General features: G+C 64.1%; 15 protein-coding genes and 1 pseudogene. 5 read left to right on the top strand and 11 right to left on the bottom strand.

The genetic code is table 11. The features are described from left to right. Positions 1–23 precede the first annotated feature (23 nt). Entirely contained in the window at positions 24–548 is a 525-nt protein-coding gene (locus RAD10_RS10320; RefSeq protein ID WP_461617361.1) for a hypothetical protein, read from the top strand. 2 nt (positions 549–550) lie between these two features. Here RAD10_RS10320 and soxA read toward each other — a convergent pair whose 3' ends face one another. The 7 genes from soxA to RAD10_RS10285 are packed head-to-tail and all read right to left on the bottom strand — an operon-like array spanning position 551 to position 6,537. Continuing rightward, positions 551–1,330: a sulfur oxidation c-type cytochrome SoxA gene (gene soxA / locus RAD10_RS10315; RefSeq protein ID WP_461617360.1), complete on the bottom strand. Its 780-nt coding sequence runs from the start codon at positions 1,328–1,330 to the stop codon at positions 551–553. Then, entirely contained in the window at positions 1,327–1,644 is a 318-nt protein-coding gene (soxZ, locus tag RAD10_RS10310) for a thiosulfate oxidation carrier complex protein SoxZ (protein WP_461617359.1), read from the bottom strand. The genes soxA and soxZ overlap by 4 nt, the downstream gene beginning before the upstream one ends. Next, entirely contained in the window at positions 1,644–2,111 is a 468-nt protein-coding gene (locus RAD10_RS10305) for a SoxY-related AACIE arm protein (protein ID WP_461617358.1), read from the bottom strand. The genes soxZ and RAD10_RS10305 overlap by 1 nt, the downstream gene beginning before the upstream one ends. A gap of 8 nt (positions 2,112–2,119) precedes the next feature. Next, positions 2,120–2,572: a sulfur oxidation c-type cytochrome SoxX gene (soxX, locus tag RAD10_RS10300; RefSeq protein WP_461617357.1), complete on the bottom strand. Its 453-nt coding sequence runs from the start codon at positions 2,570–2,572 to the stop codon at positions 2,120–2,122. Continuing rightward, the gene (locus tag RAD10_RS10295; RefSeq protein WP_461617356.1) at positions 2,565–3,836 is read right to left on the bottom strand and encodes an FCSD flavin-binding domain-containing protein; all 1,272 of its coding nucleotides are present in this window, start codon (positions 3,834–3,836) and stop codon (positions 2,565–2,567) included. Before RAD10_RS10295 ends, soxX begins: the two co-directional genes overlap by 8 nt. A 52-nt stretch (positions 3,837–3,888) precedes the next feature. Beyond that, positions 3,889–6,075: a xanthine dehydrogenase family protein molybdopterin-binding subunit gene (locus RAD10_RS10290; RefSeq protein WP_461617355.1), complete on the bottom strand. Its 2,187-nt coding sequence runs from the start codon at positions 6,073–6,075 to the stop codon at positions 3,889–3,891. A gap of 12 nt (positions 6,076–6,087) precedes the next feature. Further along, the gene (locus RAD10_RS10285; protein ID WP_461617354.1) at positions 6,088–6,537 is read right to left on the bottom strand and encodes a (2Fe-2S)-binding protein; all 450 of its coding nucleotides are present in this window, start codon (positions 6,535–6,537) and stop codon (positions 6,088–6,090) included. A gap of 331 nt (positions 6,538–6,868) precedes the next feature. On the opposite strand from RAD10_RS10285, the gene RAD10_RS10280 reads away from it, so the two are divergent. After that, positions 6,869–8,485: a B12-binding domain-containing radical SAM protein gene (locus RAD10_RS10280; protein ID WP_461617353.1), complete on the top strand. Its 1,617-nt coding sequence runs from the start codon at positions 6,869–6,871 to the stop codon at positions 8,483–8,485. A 258-nt stretch (positions 8,486–8,743) separates the two neighbouring features. After that, complete coding sequence (locus RAD10_RS10275) at positions 8,744–10,939, top strand: hypothetical protein (protein ID WP_461617352.1); 2,196 nt, start codon at positions 8,744–8,746, stop codon at positions 10,937–10,939. 39 nt (positions 10,940–10,978) lie between these two features. On the opposite strand, the pseudogene RAD10_RS10270 reads toward RAD10_RS10275, so the two are convergent. Beyond that, a pseudogene (locus tag RAD10_RS10270) lies at positions 10,979–12,366 on the bottom strand (MFS transporter). A gap of 173 nt (positions 12,367–12,539) precedes the next feature. Between RAD10_RS10270 and RAD10_RS10265 the strand changes: the two are divergent. Beyond that, the gene (locus RAD10_RS10265) at positions 12,540–13,601 is read left to right on the top strand and encodes an isocitrate/isopropylmalate dehydrogenase family protein (protein WP_461617351.1); all 1,062 of its coding nucleotides are present in this window, start codon (positions 12,540–12,542) and stop codon (positions 13,599–13,601) included. A 150-nt stretch (positions 13,602–13,751) separates the two neighbouring features. On the opposite strand, the gene RAD10_RS10260 is transcribed toward RAD10_RS10265, so the two are convergent. The 3 genes from RAD10_RS10260 to RAD10_RS10250 all read right to left on the bottom strand — a co-directional run bounded on the left by RAD10_RS10260 (position 13,752) and on the right by RAD10_RS10250 (position 14,867). Then, positions 13,752–14,027: a hypothetical protein gene (locus RAD10_RS10260; RefSeq protein WP_461617504.1), complete on the bottom strand. Its 276-nt coding sequence runs from the start codon at positions 14,025–14,027 to the stop codon at positions 13,752–13,754. Between the two features lie 14 nt (positions 14,028–14,041). Further along, positions 14,042–14,473, bottom strand: a complete 432-nt coding sequence (locus RAD10_RS10255) for a pyridoxamine 5'-phosphate oxidase family protein (RefSeq protein WP_461617350.1) — start codon at positions 14,471–14,473, stop codon at positions 14,042–14,044. 217 nt (positions 14,474–14,690) lie between these two features. Beyond that, positions 14,691–14,867, bottom strand: coding sequence for a hypothetical protein (locus RAD10_RS10250; protein ID WP_018322718.1), 177 nt, complete (start codon positions 14,865–14,867; stop codon positions 14,691–14,693). Between the two features lie 879 nt (positions 14,868–15,746). Here RAD10_RS10250 and RAD10_RS10245 point away from each other — a divergent pair. Further along, a complete protein-coding gene (locus tag RAD10_RS10245; RefSeq protein ID WP_461617349.1) occupies positions 15,747–17,375 on the top strand; it encodes a coiled-coil domain-containing protein in 1,629 nt (542 codons plus the stop codon). The last annotated feature ends 48 nt before the right edge of the window (positions 17,376–17,423 follow it).

The following is a 17,423-nucleotide window of genomic DNA, read 5'->3' as shown; positions in this document are numbered from 1 at the left end:
CACCCCCACGAGTGGCCCTAGGCATGTTCCTGATCGCAGCTTGCGCGCCGGTGCGAGCGGAGACGCAATCATCGCCTTCCGGCTTTGCGGATCGTTGGGCGGTTCAGCCGGTCGCGGCCCCGACAAGACAGGGCGGGCCGCAGGTCACCGTCGAGCAGGCACTCTATCTGATCCGCTCCTCGCTCCTGACGTTGAACGACGCCAATCGCTCCGGCAATTATTCGGTGTTGCGCGACCTCGCTGCCCCCGAATTTCAGGCCAGGCACAGCGCGGCCGACCTCGCGCTGGCGTTCTCCGACCTGCGGGCGCGCAAGTTCGATCTGTTTGGCGCAGCGCTTCTCGCGCCGCGATTGTCGATGCCGCCCAGTATCAATGCCGGCGGCATGCTGCGGCTCAGCGGCACCATTCCGACGAGGCCATTGCAGATCGATTTCGATCTGGTGTTTCAGAATGTCGGCGGCAGCTGGAGGCTCCATGGACTTTCGGTCGCGACACCCGCGGCTGCGGCCGAAGCCACCTCGCCGCAAGCGGAAGCCTCAAAGCATTAGTCTCAGGGCCGGACGGCGGGCGTCTCCATCGGCAAGCCGCGCGCCCGCGACATCAGATAGAGTTCGAGCGCGACCAGCTCAGGCGAGCCGTAATCATAGGCCTGGGCGCGGACGCCGCTCATGCAGCTGCGCAGCCGCCGCTCCAGCGATCCCAGCGTTTGCCATTCCAGGCGATAGAGCGGATAGCCGGTCGGCTGTCCTTGCGTGATCGGCGCGCCCGCGAGGCGCTTGTCGAAATTGTCGTCGTGACAATTGGTGCAGGCGAGGTTGAGCTGGCCCTGCCGCTGCATGAAAAGGTCGCGGCCTTGCGCCACGAAGGGCTTTGCTTGCGGATCGTCGCCGGCGGTGATCGCGACACCGCGCGATTGATGGGCAACGAAGGCGGACAGCGCCAGGAGGTCGCGGCTCTCGTAAGGCAGTGGCGACGCCTGCTGATGATTGGTGCGGCAGAGATTGATGCGCTGATCGAGCGTGACGGGGCGACTGAGCGTCTTGTCGATGGCCGGATAGCGCGCAGCGACGCCCTTCATGCTGCTGCGCGCATCGCCATGGCAATCCGCGCAGGCTTTCTCGGCGCTGCCGGACTTCTTGCCCCATAGCTGTTCGCCATCGAGCACGAACAGCATGCCCGGATTGGAGGTGTCGTCATCCTGCATGGCGCGCGTGTCCGGGCCCATGAAGGAGTAGCCGGACCGGCGCGCATCGGGCAGGATTCCACCGGCGAGCAGGGCAGGGGCTGCGGCGAACAAGGCCGCTGCTGCTATCGCGTGCCAAACGCTCATTCGACAGTGATCGACGCCGACGCAGTGGACGAATAGCCGTTGTCGCCGATCCATTCGAACTCGAACTTGCCGCTTTCCCTGGCGACCGTGAAGAACGACAGATAAGGATTGGCTGCGATCGCCGGAAACAGATCGGCGCGAAAGATCTCGGCGCCGTTGTAGCGGCAGGTGAAGCTCGTGATGATGTCGCGCGGCACCAGCTTGCCGTCCACGGTGTGGCGGAAGCCCGTCTCCATGATGTGCGAGGTCAGCGTGCGGATCTCGATGACGTCGCCGCGCTTGGCCTTCGCGGGAACGTTGATGAGCGCGGCCATCAGTTCATCTCCTCGGTGCAGGCGGCCAGCGTCACGACCACGTCGACGGCGACCTGCCAGAACGTGTCGTCGGACAGGCGCGCGATCGCCACCACCTTCTGGGTGTCGGCGAGCCGGATTCGGGTTGAGATCTGGGCGCGGCCGGAGGAGGGGCCGAAATAGAAATTGCCGATGTTCGGCTGCGGGTTCTTCTCGTTGAAGACGTGGATGCTCTTGACGTGGTCGTCCGCCGTCATTGGGCTTGCAACGCTCACCGTCACCGGCACCGTATTGCCGTTCTCGACCAGCGGCGGAATGTCGAGCTTCACCTTGCCGGTGCGAATCGGCGCTTCGCCGACGACGTTGCGGATCGCGGTGTTGAGCATCGCCGGCGTCGCGTGAAGCGGACGCAGGGTGACGATCGGGATCGTCCCGGCGGCAGTGACGCCTCCGGCGAGGCTCAAAAATTGTCGTCGCGTGGTTGGCATGAACAGTCCTAGTCGCGAAGCGTTGCAAGAAAAGCCACGATGTCCTCGATCTCCACCGCCGACAATATCGGCTTGCCGGTGAAATTGCGTCCGACACGCACGAAGCCGTCGTTGCGATAATAGGACGGCATGATGGTCTCCGGGTTGAAGCGGGCCGCATCGACCAGCCGAAGCCGCAACTGGCTCACCGACCAGCGGTTCCCGGCGCCGGTGAGGTCAGGTGCGAGATCGCCCTGGAACCGCGTTTCCGGGAAGGGACCGGAATGGCAGAGGATGCAGGTCGTGGTGCGCGCCAGCACCAGCGCGCGGCCGCGCACGGCGTCGCCTGGCGTGCCCGTGAGCGATTCCACTATGCCGTCGCCGGCTACCTTGTAGGGGGCGAGTTCGTCCGCGCGCGCAACGCTGACGAAGGCGAGACTGGCGGCGATCAGCGCCACGCCATGGACGAAGGATTTAGCCAAAGGTGTCCGCCGTGATGATTTGAAACCAGCGCTCGGCTTCGGTCGCCTCGCGGGCGCGCAATTCGCGCGGGGCATCGACTGGGCTCGTCGCGCCGCCCTCGACCTCGGCAAAGATGTCGCCTTTCGGCTGATAATTGCCTGCAAGCAAAAATCCATAGCCTGGCGCGACGGTGTTGTAGCAGACGCCGGTCAGCCGTGGCGTCTCGGGTGCTCGGCCCGCGAGCAAAGCGACGATGGCAGCGGCGCACGCCTTGCCCTGCGCGCTTGCGGCCGAGGCCGATTTGGGAATGCCGCCGCCGAGGCAGGCGTCGCCGATCACATGGATGTTCTTGACGAGTTTCGACTCGAAGGTCACGGGATCGATCGGACACCAGCCGGTGTGGTCCGCCACGCCCGCGATCTCGGCAATACGTCCCGCGCGCTGCGGCGGGATGACATTGGCGACATCTGGCGTGTAGTTGCCGAACTCGGTGATGATGGTCCTGGTTGCAGGATCGACCGAAGTCACGCGGCCGCCTTGCGACAGCGCGATGCGCTCGATCATGTCGCCGTAGAGCTCCTTCCACGCCTTTTCGAACAGCCGCTGCTGGGAGAAATTGTCCTTGGCGTCGAGGATCAGAACTTTTGACCGTGGCTTGTTCGTCTTCAGGTAATGCGCGATCAGGCTGGCACGCTCGTAAGGCGCCGGCGGGCAGCGCAAGGGATTGGCGGGGATTGCGATCGCGACCGTACCGCCGTCCGCCATCGCTTGCAGCTGCCTGCGCAGCAAAAGCGTCTGCGCGCCGGCCTTCCAGGCGTGCGGCATTTTTTCCGACGCGGCGTCGTCATAGCCGGGCAGGGCTTCGAAATGGAAGTCGATGCCGGGCGAAAGGACGAGGCGGTCATAAGCAAACGTGGCGCCATCGGCGGCCGTCACGCTGCGCTTTTGCGCGTCGACGGCCGTAGCGGCCTGAGCGGCGACGGTGATGCCCTCGGCGGCAAGCCTGTCATAGCCGAACTGCTGCGCTTGGATCTCGCGCAGGCCGGCGATCACCTCGTTGCTGAAGGGGCACGACGTGAAGGTCTTGTTCGGCTCGATCAGCGTCACCTGCAAGCCCGCCTGCGCGCGCTTGAGCGCCCGCGCGCAGGCCGCGCCGCCAAAGCCGCCGCCGATCACGACGATGCGGCCCGCCGATTGCGCGCGCAGGATGGAGGGGACGGCGAACGATGTGGCCGCGGCGGTGATGCCGAGAACGGCATTCCGCCGTGTCACCGGCGCATTCATGAATCTTGTCCGCAAAATGCCGCGGCGGCCGATAGGACCGCCGCGGCTGCTTTTAGGCGAAGGTGATGTTCTGGTCCCGCAGCGGCACGGAGCGGATGCGCTTGCCAGTGGCGGCGAAGTACGCGTTGAGAACCGCCGGCGCGGCGACGCCGATGGTCGGCTCGCCGACACCGCCCCAGAACCCGCCGCTCGGCACCATCACCGATTCCACCTTCGGCATCTCGTTAATGCGCATCGAGTTGTAGGTGTCGAAGTTGGTTTGCTCGATCTTGCCGTCCTTGACGGTGCAGCCGCCGTAGAACAGCGCCGAGAGGCCATAGACGAAGGACCCCGCGATCTGCCGCTCCACCTGCGCCGGATTGACGACGTAGCCGGGATCGGTGGAGGCGACGATGCGATGCACCTTGATCTTGCTGCCATCGGTCACCGAGATTTCGGCGGCGCCGGCAACATAGCTGCCATAGCCCATGACCTGGGCGATGCCGCGATAGACGCCCTGCGGCGCCGGTGTGGTCCAGCCGATCTTCTCGGCAACGGCATTGAGCACCGCCAGATGCTTGGGATGGTTGCCCATCAGCTTGCGACGGAATTCGAGCGGGTCCTGGCCTGCGGCCTGGGCCAGCTCGTCCACGAAGCATTCCATGTAGATCGCGTTGTGATTGACGTTGACGCCGCGCCAGAAGCCCGGCGGAACGTGCGGGTTGCGCATCGCATGCTCGACCAGCAGGTTCGGCACCGAATAGCCGAACGCGGCTTCGCCGGATTGGGCGACGCCCTGGAAGGCGGCCGGATCCATGCCATTCTGCAGCGCTTCGGGGCGCAGCGAGAACAGGATCGATTGCCCGGACAGGCGGTAGTGCAGCGCGACCAGATTGTTGTTGGCGTCGAACGCGCCGGTCATCTTGCACTGGGTGATCGGGTGGTATCGGCCGTGCGCCATGTCCTCTTCGCGCGACCACAACAGCTTGACCGGCGTTCCCGGCATCTCTTTGGCGATCATGACGGCCTGGCGGACATAGTCGGTCTGGCCGCGCCGGCCGAAACCGCCGCCTAACATCACCTTGTGCACGTCGCACTTGTCCGCCGGCAGGCCAGACGCCTCCAGCACCGCCGCGAACGCCGCCTCGCCATTCTGCGTGCCGCACCAGACCTCGCATTTGTCCGCCGTGTAGAGCGCGGTGGCGTTCATCGGCTCCATCGTGGCGTGGTTCTGGTAGGGATAGGAGTAGACGGCCTCGACCTTCTTTGCCGCACTCGCAATCGCCGCTTTCGCGTCGCCGTTCTTGTTGCCGACATAGGCCGGCTGGTTGTTATCAAGGCCCTCGGCCAGCCACTTGGCAATCGACTCGCTGGAGACCTTTGCGTTGTCACCCTCGTCCCAGACGATCGGCAACGCCTCGAGCGCGGTCTTGGCGTGCCACCAGGTGTCGGCAACGACCGCGACCGCGGTATCGCCGACCCTGACGACTTTCTTCACGCCTTTCATGCTGGCGATCTTGGCTTCGTCAAAGCTCTTCAGCTTGCCGCCGAACACCGGGCAGTCCTTGATCGCGGCATTCAGCATGCCCGGCAGCTTGATGTCGGCGCCGTAGATCATGGCGCCGTTGGTCTTGTCGACGGTGTCGAGCCGCTTCACGCCCTTGCCGATCAGCTTCCAGTCCTTCGGGTCCTTCAGCTTGACCTCGGCCGGCGGCGTCAGCTTCGCGGCGGCCTCGGCGACCTTGCCGTAGGTCGTGGTCCGGCCCGACGGCGTATGGGTGATGACGCTGTTCGCGGCCGCGCATTCGGAGGCCGGAACCTTCCATGCATCGGCGGCGGCCTGGATCAGCATCACGCGCGCGGTGGCGCCGCCCTTGCGGACATAGTCCTGCGAGGAGCGGATGCCGCGGCTGCCGCCAGTCGAGAAATCGCCCCAGACGCGCTTGCGGGCGACGCTCTGGCCCGGTGTCGGATATTCGGTCGTGACCTTGGTCCAGTCGCATTCGAGCTCCTCGGCGACGAGTTGCGCGAGACCGGTCAGCGAGCCCTGGCCCATCTCGGAGCGGGCGATGCGGATCACGACGGTGTCGTCGGGCCTGACCACGACCCAGGCGCCGATCTCGGGCGAGCCGTCGGCGGCGCGGACCACGGCGGGGCCGCCGAAGGGGAGGTCGAGGCCGATGGCGAGGCCGGCACCGACCGCGGCCGTGCCGATGACGAAGGCGCGGCGGTTGAGCCGCGGCGAGATATGCTTATTCATGTGGGGATTTCCTTACGCGCTTGCGATCGTGTGGATCGCTTCGCGCACCTGCTGGAAGGTGCCGCAGCGGCAGATGTTGGTGATGGCCTCGTCGATATCGGCGTCGGTCGGCTTCGGCTTCTCGCTCAGCAGCGCCGCCACCGCCATGATCATGCCGCTCTGGCAATAGCCGCATTGCGGCACGTCCTGGGCGATCCAGGCCTCCTGTACCTTGTGCAGCGTATCCCCGGAGGCGAGCCCCTCGATGGTGGTGATCTTCTTGCCCTTGGCTTCGCTGACCGAGACGCCGCAGGAGCGGGTGGCGACGCCTTCGATGTGCACGGTGCAGGCGCCGCATTGTGCAATGCCGCAACCGTATTTGGTGCCCGTCAGGCCGGCATTCTCGCGAATCGCCCAGAGCAGCGGCGTATCCGGCTCGACGTCGAGAGTGAAGGTTTTTCCGTTGATTGTTAGGTTTGCCATCGCAGTCCCCTGATTGGCCCAATCCACCGATTGAACTCAGGGGCGCAATGTGTCCGGCAAACTGGAACTGTTCAAATCAACAGTCCGAGGGGTGAAATACGAAGAATTATGCCGCCGAGGGAAGATTGTGGGAGGGTGGTGTTTTGTCTCGCCCTCCATCATGGTTGATTCGGTCGACCTTCCGCGGGCGCCAATCCATGGGTCTGAGGCGACGCCCAGCTGTGAGCGCCGGTTCCAGGCCCGGTCGAGGCCACGGCGACAGTTTGTCCCTTTTGCCGGGGTGCAAGACGCAGGCGCTTTGATACACTGCGCCGATGCCAGAAGGAGTTCCATGAACGTGCCGAGTCCCAACGTGCTGATGCTGTACCCGCTGTTCTCGGCAGAGTCCTTCTGGACCTTTGGCGAATCCTGCAAGGTATTGGGCGTAAAGCGCCCGGCCGCTCCTTTGGGCCTGATCACCGTTGCCGCGATGCTGCCCGAAAGCTGGACCGTCCGGCTGATCGATTGCAACACGGCGCCCTTCAACGACGAGGATCTCGCCTGGGCCGATGTCGTCTTCACCGGCGGGATGATGCCGCAGCAGGCCGACACGCTGCGCCTGATCGAGCTCTGCCGTGCCGCAGGCAAGCCGGTGGTCGTGGGCGGTCCCGACCCGACTTCAAGCCCCCACATCTATGAGCGGGCCGACTTCCGGGTGCTCGGTGAGGCCGAGAGCGTCATCGACGAATTCATTGCGGCCTGGGAGGGTGGCGCGCGGAGCGGCGTCTTCACCGCACCGAAATTCCAGGCGGACGTGACCAAGACGCCGGTGCCGCGTTTCGACTTGCTCAAGTTCGATGACTATCTCTATCTCGGTGTGCAGTATTCGCGCGGTTGTCCGTTCACCTGCGAGTTCTGCGACATCATCGAGCTCTATGGCCGCGTGCCCCGGACCAAGACGATCGAGCAGATGTTCATCGAGCTCGAGAGGCTCTATCAGATGGGCTATCGCGGCCATCTCGACTTCGTCGACGACAATTTCATCGGCAACAAGAAGTCGCTGCGGCAGTTCCTGCCTAAGCTCGCAGAATGGCAGCGTACCCACGGCTATCCGTTCGAATTGTCGACCGAAGCCTCGGTCAACCTGGCCGATGATCCCGAGCTATTGGAGTTGATGGGGGCGGCGAATTTCTTCGCCATCTTCGTCGGGATCGAGAGTCCGGATCCGGCGACGCTGGTCGCGATGCGCAAGAAGCAGAACACGCGGCGCAACATCGCCGAGAGCATCCACAAGATCTACGCCGCCGGCATGCTCGTCACCGCGGGCTTCATCGTCGGCTTCGACAATGAGAAAGTCTCGATGGCTGACGCCATGATCGACTTCATCGAAGAGGCCGCGATCCCCGTCAGCATGGTCGGCCTGCTCTACGCGTTGCCGAACACGCAGCTGACGCGCCGCCTGGAGCGCGAAGGCCGGCTGCATCTGGGCCACGATGTGGCGCCGACCATCGGCGCGGATCAGTGCACGGCCGGGATCAACTTCGATCCGGTGCGCCCGCTCCGCGACATCCTGACGGACTACAAGCGGGTGCTGGAGCACGTCTACAGCCCGGCTGCCTATGCAGGACGCGTCGACCGCCTCATGACGCTGCTCGACCGGTCCCGGCAGCGCCACGAGCTCGCCGAAGGCGATATCCGTGCCAAGCTCGGTGCGATGGAGACGGTGCACAAGGTGGTCACCGCCCTTCCCGAGGCGCGTGGACCGTTGTGGCAAACTTTCATGAACTGCGCCAAGCGCGACACGACATCCGCGCGCATTGCGGTCCAAATGATCGCAGCCTATGCCCATCTCGGACCGTTCTCGCGCAAGGTCATCGCCGCCATCGACGCGCGCCTGGCGGCGCTGGACGAGCAAATCCCGAGTCCAGCCGTGGTGGCGGGCGCGACCGAGGCTCGACATCTGGCCTGACATCCGGAGAGCCGATGGAACCGCCGACGCTTTGATCCGCTGCCCGGTGCGCCGTCGGCAATCAAAGTGGCTGTCATGTGTGAGATCCCGGCTTGACAGCAGGACAACCTCAAGCTGATCGTCATCAGGACGACACCGGGCCTGCCGCGATTTCGGCGTCTGGCCGTGCGGGTATTCGAATTGTGGCCCGCGAGGCTCAGTGCTCGTCTGCCATTGCGACCGACGTCATTGCCGGAAAAGCTTTAGCGGGGTTGGGCCATGTTCAGGAAGGTGATCCGCTGGTCGGTTGCGCTGATTGTCCTAGCGGTGCTGGTCCTCGCGTATCTGCCTTCCTTCATCGCCGATTCCATCTACAAGAACGTCGACGACATCACCGACGGTGAGATGCCAGCCACCGTCACGGCCTTTCAATCGGGGCCGGACGTCGTCAGTACCATCGGTGGCAGCGGCGAGGGCTTGAACTGCAGCCTGCCGCCTTGGGCCAACATATTTTTCGACGGCGGCAGGGATTCCAACCAAAAGCGCCATCTCGTCCTGCAGCGCTTCAGGCAGGCGTGCGTCTTTCACGACCTGTGCTATCGCCACGGCCTTGCGACCTACGGCTATAACCAGAACGATTGCGATCGCATTCTGCAGAACGCGGCTTTTCGACTCTGTCTCTACGTACGAAACGGCAGTCAGGAGAGCAGCGCGGCGCGTTGTCAGACCGACTCCAAGATGGTTCTGGCAGGCGTGAGTCTCGGCGGATACGACGCCTATCGCGGCTGGGACCGATCGACCTATTTCGAGTTCGATTCGGACCCGTCGCGGTCGAACGGATTTCTGGTCAGCCGTGTGGTGGATCATCCGTTCAAAGCGGCCGCGCCGGCCAAATACGGCAGCGACCCCGATCAGGTCATTCTCATGTTCGAGAACGTCCGCTCCAATCTTGCGGTGACCTGCATCACCTGCGCGAGTGTTCCCGTTCTCGAGTGGACGACCGATCCCAACGCCGTCAGCGCCGAGTTGCGCTCGCTCGGCGTGACGCGGTTACCGGAAGCGCTGCTCAAGCGGGAGCCCATGCTGTCCGAAACCATGCCGGTCTGGTTGCCGCCGCGCCGTCGACACGCGGCGCCGCATCTCCTGGTCGACGGAGCGGGCAAGGACCATCTGATCTGGATGAGCCGGAACAACCCGCAGGACAGCATGTCCTGCATCGTCGGCGCCGATCCGGCGCGTCTCCTCACCAATACCCTGCCGGCCCGGGATCTCTGCTCGGTCGATGCGGGCCCGTCGCTCAGCAGGGTGGAGGTCGACATGTTCGCGACCTCTCCGCTTCCGATGGAAGTGCCCGGAAGTCCGGATCTCGTCTACGCGACGTCGATCAGCACACAGAAGACAAAGGAGCAGCATCTGAGCTTCTGCTCCCGCTCTGCGTCCAGGAAGGTCGAGGAGTCCGGAGGCGACGACCAGTCCAAATGCGTCACCTTCCCCGAACCGGAGGTTCGCAAGGGCGCGGCGCTCGGTGCATTTCAGAACTTTCCGCTGGTTCGCGCCGGACAGCAGATTTATTTCGCGCGGGACATCGATCAGCGGACGGATTCGCTGCTGACCGCCGCCTGGCAGCGCGCCTTCGGCAACAGCTTTTCGCCCGACGGCACCCTGCTCGTGATCGACGTGGCGCCGTCGCTCGCCGCCAAAGGGCCTCTCTCGGCCAAGCTGAAGAAGATCATCCGGTTCAACATCGACGATCGCTTCGATCCGATGATGCCGCTCACGCGCAAGGTGGACGATTTGCGATTCCTGAGCCTCGAGGCGTCGAAGTCGAGTGTACACCTTCGCACGATCGATTTCGCCAGGGACAACCCTTCCGTTGGCAATGTGCGGCTGACGATGGGCAACGGTGAGGTGGACCTGGACCGCTCGTGGGCGGAGAGGCCGATGCTGGTGCTGGAGACTAGGGAGGCGCGACCGAAGACCAAGCTGGTGTTCTCGCGTGGGGAAGTAGCGATCGAACCGGGCAAGCCCAACGTGTCCCGCGGGACGACCGAAGTGTTGACGCTGCAGACCCTGGTCTTCGAACGCGATGCGGCCGCGCCGTCGGATGCGCCGTTCGTGAAATCGGCTGGCGCGGCATGCCGGATCGTCTATGAGTTCGAAGCGAACCACACCGATTGGCCGTGCTACCGCGCGTTCGACCCCGACCGCACGATGCGGGCCTCGCCGGCGACGCGGATGCAGGCCTCCCAGATGCTGGTTGGGCGGTTCAGCCCAGGCGGGGGCCATGGCCTCGCATTTCCCGATCTCTGCCTGAAGTCGGAGCCGATCATCCTGACGCCGCAAGGGGGCACGTTTGCGCCCCTGAGCGAGACCGGGGGCTGGAAAGGCCCGCCAAAGCTGACACGGACGATCAAATGCGAGCCGCTCGATGCCGCGGCAATCGTGAGCCGTCCCATCGCGCAGAAGGCTCCGTGAAGGAAGGCCGGCCGATTGAGGCGCGCCACCGCGTTCGGTCTACTTCACCGCCAGCCTCAGGAAGCTCATCACGCTGCCGAGCGCGGCAAAGCCGGCGCCGAGCGCCAGCGCGACGGTTGCCCCGTCGTGGCCGGCGAGCGCGAAGCAGAGAGCCGCGAGGGCCGCCCCCGTCGTCTGTCCCGTCAGGCGCGCGGTCGCGACGATGCCCGAGGCGCTGCCGCTCCTGTGCGGCGGCGCGCTCGCCATCACCGCCTTCATGTTCGGTGCCTGGAAGAAGCCGAAGCCCATGCCGCAGATCACCATCCGCCAGATGATGTCGGCAATGGCGGGATTGGCCGGAAGCGTCGCGAGCAGCGCCATGCCGAGGCCGAGCAGCACCAGGCCGATGCCGCCGAGCAGGCCGACCGCGTGGCGGTCGGACAGGCGTCCCGCGATCGGCGCCATGATGCCGACCACCAGTGGCCACGGCGTCATGAAGAAGCCGGTCTCGACCTGCGAGCGGCCGAGCACGTCCTCGAAATAGAACGGCAGCGAGACGAAGGCGAGACCCTGCACGGCGAAGGAGCACACCGCGGTCGCAGCCGACAGCGCGAACATCGGCCGGCTGAACAGGTCGATCGGCAGCATCGGCGCCGGGTGATCGGCGTGCCGGCGCGTCAGGATGACGCCGAGCGCGAGGGCCGTGACCAGCTCGATGCCCACGACCACCGGCGACAGATTATGCGCGGCACTGCCGATGCCGGTGATGAACAGGCCGAGGCAGGCCGACGCCAGGATCGCGCCGAGAAAGTCGAACCCGTGATCGGCGCGCGGAGTCTTCGGCAGCATCGCAAAGCCGATGCCGATCGCGACGAGGCCGAAGGGGATGTTGACGGCGAACAGCCACGGCCACGGGCCGATCGCCAGGATGGCGGAGGCAATGGTGGGGCCGAAGGTGAAGGCGGTTGCGACCACCAGCGCGTGTGGCCAAAACCGCGGCCCAGCATCCGGCCGGGATAGACGAAGCGCACCAGCGCGGTGTTGACGCTCATGATGCCGCTGGCACCCAGCCCTTGCAGCGCGCGCGCGACCAGCAGACTCTCCAGCGACCACGCCACCGCGCAGAGCAGCGAGGCGATGGTGAACAGGATGAGGCCGCCGAGATAAATGCGCTGGTGCCCGACGATCTCGCCGAGCGCGCCCAGCGGCAGCAGCGTCGCCACCAGGGCGATCTGGTAGACGTTGACCACCCAGACCGACTGCTCCGGCGAGACATGCAGATCGGCGGCAATGGCGGGCAGGGCGATGTTGGCGATCGCGGTGTCGAGCGAGGCCATCGCCAGCGCGGTGAAGATCGCGGCGATCGCCCAGCGCCGCTGCGTGGCGGGGAGGCCGTCAGAGATGGTGTGGTCGGGCTCGCGCGCGGCGGCAGGTAACGTGATCGTCATTGCGTTGGCGCGTGGCTCCGGCGGCGCGGCTCAAATCGGTCATTTCGCATGTACTACGGTGGGGCCGCCTTCCACAGGCATATGCTTGCATGCTGTGTATGCGTGAAGGTGGGGCGATGCCGCCTCGCGCTGCCGTATGATCGCGCCGCTGCTGCAAAAATCAGGGGATCGCCATGCAAATCGTCGTTCTGCCCGGTGACGGCATCGGACCCGAGATCACGACCGCGACATCGGGCGTGCTGCGCGCGGCCTCCGAGCGCTTCCAGCTCAATTTGCGCCTGGAGGAGCACGCGGTCGGGCATGCGAGCCTGAAGCTATCAGGCACGACAGTGCGCCCCGAGCTGCTCGACATCGTCCGCGCCGCTGACGGCCTGATCCTGGGCCCGACCGCGACCTTCGACTTCAAGGACGAGGCGCATGGCGAGATCAATCCGTCCAGGTACTTCCGCAAGAACCTCGACCTCTACGCCAATATCAGGCCCGCGCGCACCTATGCGGGGCGGCCCGGCCGCCTTGGTGATTTCGACCTCGTCGTGGTCCGCGAGAATACCGAGGGGTTCTACGCCGACCGCAATCTGGAGCAGGGCAATGGCGAGATGCTGGTCACGCCTGATGTGGTGATCTCGCTGCGAAGGATCACACGCCTATGCTGTGAGCGCATTGCGCATGCCGCATGCCGGCTCGCCATGAAGCGGCAGAGGCACCTCACCATCGTGCACAAGGCCAATGTGCTCAAGATCGGCGACGGCATGTTCCTCGAGATCTGCCGCGCGGCGGCGAAGGCCTATCCAGGACTGAGCGTCGACGACATCCTGGTCGATGCCATGATGGCGCATGTGGTGCGCAGTCCCGATCGTTTCGATGTCATCGTGTCCACCAACATGTTCGGCGACATCCTGTCCGATCTTACCGCCGAACTTTCGGGGAGCCTCGGCCTCGGCGGCTCGCTCAATGTCGGCGAGCGCTACGCCATGGCGCAGGCCGCGCACGGCTCAGCGCCCGATATTGCCGGACAGGACGTGGCCAATCCCGTCTCGTTGATCCTGTCGACCGCGCTGCTGCTGGCCTGGCACGGCGAGAAGACTGGTGCGGTCCGCTATGAAGAGGCCGGGCACGCCATCGAGGCGGCGGTGGCGAAGGCGATCGGCGAGGGCAGGGCGACGCGGGACGTCGGCGGCAAGCTCGGCACGATAGCGGCGGGGGCGGCGATTGCGGAGATTCTGCAGGCGGAGTGAGCGGTGCTTGTACATTTTTCTCGGGGCCCAAGACAAAAGTTCGAAAAACAACCCCATGCACAGTAGAAGTCCCCTTGATTGATAAGGGATTTTCGAACCGCATTGCGACGGCAGTCGCGGCTGCGATCAAGTTGACTGAAATACGTGGATTCACGGCAGAAGCGTCATGAATTCAAAGACGACTACGGCAGCGCCGAGACAGCGCCGCCAGGGATTCACGCCGCGGAAGACCTCGTCGGCGCCCCAGACGACGAGTCCGCCCTTCATAACGATCGTCAAGCCGGCGCTGACTTTGCCTGCGGAAGGCCAGATCCAAAGCAGAAGGCCCGCAACGATAACGATCCAAAGAAGAAGATTCGGCCACTGCGCGATGGTGATGGCACCTGTTTCGCGGCTCCGGAAGAACCAATCAACGAATCGCCGCACCGTCACGGAGCCGATCAGAGCGTAACCTCACCCTCTTCACGGCCCTTCCAATAAGTGATGCGGTTGGCTTTGACCTTGATCAGCACGATGCCCGGCGTATCGATGCCGTGGTCGAACCATTTGTCGAGATCGCTCGTCCAGTGCTGCTGGAAAGCCGCCTTGTCCCGGATCAGTTCGGCCGTCCCCTCGACGGCGACGTAGATCCCCTTCGAGAAGAGGCCCGCTTCCGACGAAAGCCCGAGCGCGACTTTCGGATTTCGTTGGATGTCCGATACGGTGCGGGCCTGTTCATAGGCGAAGTAATAAGACGTGCCGTCGTAGGTGACATCGCCGTTGTTGCTCATGGGACGGTTGGCGATTTCGCCGTTCTCGGTGTGGGTCGAAAGAATGGCGATGTCGATGTCGGCCATTTCCTTCGCGATCTCGGCGAGCGATGTCTTGGACATGAACTTTCCTCCAGCGGGGCTGGAGCAACGGCGGGATGCAGACCATGTTCCCTGATGAATAGAGTGGGGGTCCATGCCCATCGGGCGATACTTCGCTGATGCAGGCTTGGCGGGTTTGAAGGAAGGGCCGTCGGCGCGGGTCTGATTGACGCGCTCTTTGTACCTCGAAATAAAACCGCCCCCGACATCAGCCGGGGGCGGTTTGGATGAGATCGTATCAGTGGCCGGTGCCGGGCTTGGTTGTCTTCGGGGGCTTGCCGTCTTCCATGCGGCCCTCATTGCGAAGATCGCGTCCCTCTTGAGCCTTGCGCTGGCTCTCGGGATCCTTGCCGTGCTCGTTCATCTCTTCCTTGATGTAACCGGCGCCTTCCTTGATCTTGCCTTCAACGCTCATAATCTTCTCCTTCGATATGGGAGATAACGCGTTGGCGGACTTGGCGTTCCGGCATCAGGACGGCGCAGATTTGCGGGGAACCGAGTTGTGCCTTCCCGAGCGTCTAACGCGCAGAATGGCAGAGCATTTGCGAAACTCATCGTGCTGAGTGCTGAACGTTCGTCGATGGGTGTCGCTGCGCGTTCATGGCGTGGCTCGCTGCCACGGGAGGGGCGACTTGCGCCATGCAGTACCTGTTGATCCGCAGGTGGTGGTTGAAGAAGCCGGCGGCGGGGCAGTGATCGTGCGCGCACCTCTCACGAGCACGATTGGCCGCCTTTGAGGGCAAGATGCTCGACACGCTGTCGCCGACATTGTTGTCGGCGCGAGGTCGCGGCAAGACGGCTGGTAAGAAACCGGCGGGCTAAGTGACGTGGAGATCAACGCTCGTGGTGGAAAACCGTCACTCGAATACAAGCCCCAACGCCAGCCAGGTCGCAAGAGACAAGCAGACGCCAATTCCCAAATAGGGCAATGCAAGGCGCATCGGTCACTCCTCAGCTCCGAGACGCTGCGACAGCTTCGCATGTTCGCCGTGCCCTGCCCATATTCCATACGATGTACGAGCTTTGGTTTACCGTGGACGGCAACGTACCCGACTGCGCAATGAAGACGATGCCAACAGCAAACAAGCGCGCCTGATTTGACGCCCCCTTGCCGTACCAGGCTGATTTAATTTGACTCCGCATTTGGTTCAAAATATATAATTTATTTAATTATTTAATTTCGGGTATGGTGCCTGCCAAGTCATTTCGATCTAAGGATTTTTCTTCCATGCCGGACTGCGAAACGGGCGGAGCAAGCGCGCCGCTCTAGCCGCTATCTAAAGAGGCGTGATCGATGCGCCGACCGATTGATACTGCACCCAGGGACGGAGAAGACATCTGGGTGGAAGATGCGACCGGGGCTGTTGACGTGGCTCGCTGGTCGCCTCAAGCAGGCAAATGGGTCTCCAAAGACGGCGCTCCAGTCGACGCTGAGCCGACCCATTGGTATTCCGAAACTGAGGACAGTGACCCAGAGGGCGGACCATTGGGCATTCCGCTCGGAGCGGGTGTCATTTTGCTTCCCGCGATCCTGATTGGAGCGGCCTTACTGGGTGTGTTCGACACTTTCGGCGCACGAGCGATTCCGGAACCGACGCAAATCGGCGGCGAGAGTGCCCTCAGCTTCGACCAACGGCCGGAAATAGGGGCGGGGTCGCAAGCGCTCTTTCAGCGCGAAGCGAGCGGAGCCCTGACGTACACGGTGCCGGCAGGCATGGCACAGCCTGAGCCATGGCCCGATCGAGATGCTTTGCACAGTCATGCGCGCGCCAGTGAACTGGACGGGGCGCGCAGGGAACTTGACGAGGCGGTCCAGCACGCGCACGCGGCAAAAATTGCGGCGGACGAGTTGCGGCAGTCGCTGCAACAGGAGCAAGCGCGCAACGCTGCGCTTGCGAACGAAGTCGCCGAATTCCGCCGCGAGATCGATGCCCGCGACGCAGGATCGCGGAAGGCGGAGGATGTGGCCGCGCAGCAGAGAGAGGCGGCGCAGCGGGAGATCGCAGAACTAGAGCAGTCTCTGCAGCGCGAACGAGAAAATAGCGCCGTCCGCGCAAGGCAGGTGAACGCCGCACAGGCAGCAGCGGCGAGCGCTGAGCAGGAACGCCACGAGGCGCAGTCGCGCGCCGCCGCGCTCGCCAGCGAACTCGCCGGAATGCCTCGCCACTTGCCTATGACGGAAGCTGCGACCGCGGAGCAAAGCCCGACGGCGGGCCTGGAGATTGCGGAACTGCGGCAGTCCCTGGAGCAAGAGCAGGAAAAGAATGCCGTTCTCGTCACGGAAGCCAAAGCAGCACAGGCAGCAGCTGTCGATGCCGATCAACAACGCCGCGCTCTCGAAGAGGCTCAGGCGCACGCCGCTGCGCTGGAGAGCGACCTTGCCGAAGTGCGCCGGGAGATCGAAACCCGCAACGTGCAATTTCGCGAGGCCGAAAATGCGACCCGGCAGCAGAGACAGGCAGCGGAACGAGAGATCAGTGAACTACGGCAGTCGCTGAAACAGGAGCTGAGCAAAACCGAGGCCAGGGAGAGAGACCTTGCACGGCGCTCCACCCATGAGCGCGTCCTCGCCGAGCGAGCAAATGCCGCCCCGGCCTCGCCGGCGACGCGGAGCGTGGAAGTGGCGGCGCCACCGACCGACGCAGTCAAGAACGAGGCGGAGGCCCGTTTGATCCCGCGTGCCAGGGCGCTGCTCGATCAGGGAAATATTGGTGCTGCACGCATTGTACTCGAGCTCGCGGCTGAGAAAGACATTGCGCGGGCAAGTTTCATGCTCGCCGAGACCTACGATCCGGCGGTTCTATCCGCCTGGGGTACTTATGGAACTCGCGGCGAAGCGGCCAAGGCGCGCGAACTCTACGCGAAGGCACACAGGGGCGGTATTCGCGAAGCAAAGGAACGGCTGGATGCGTTGCGACCCTGAGAATGGGCTTCTTGCAGTCCGAGAGACGAAAGCTTGCGGTGGCTGAGC

The organism is Bradyrhizobium sp. 23AC (assembly GCF_054863025.1).
The sequence above is the reverse complement of the archived record's forward strand: the minus strand, read 5'-3'. Positions and strand labels throughout refer to the sequence as shown.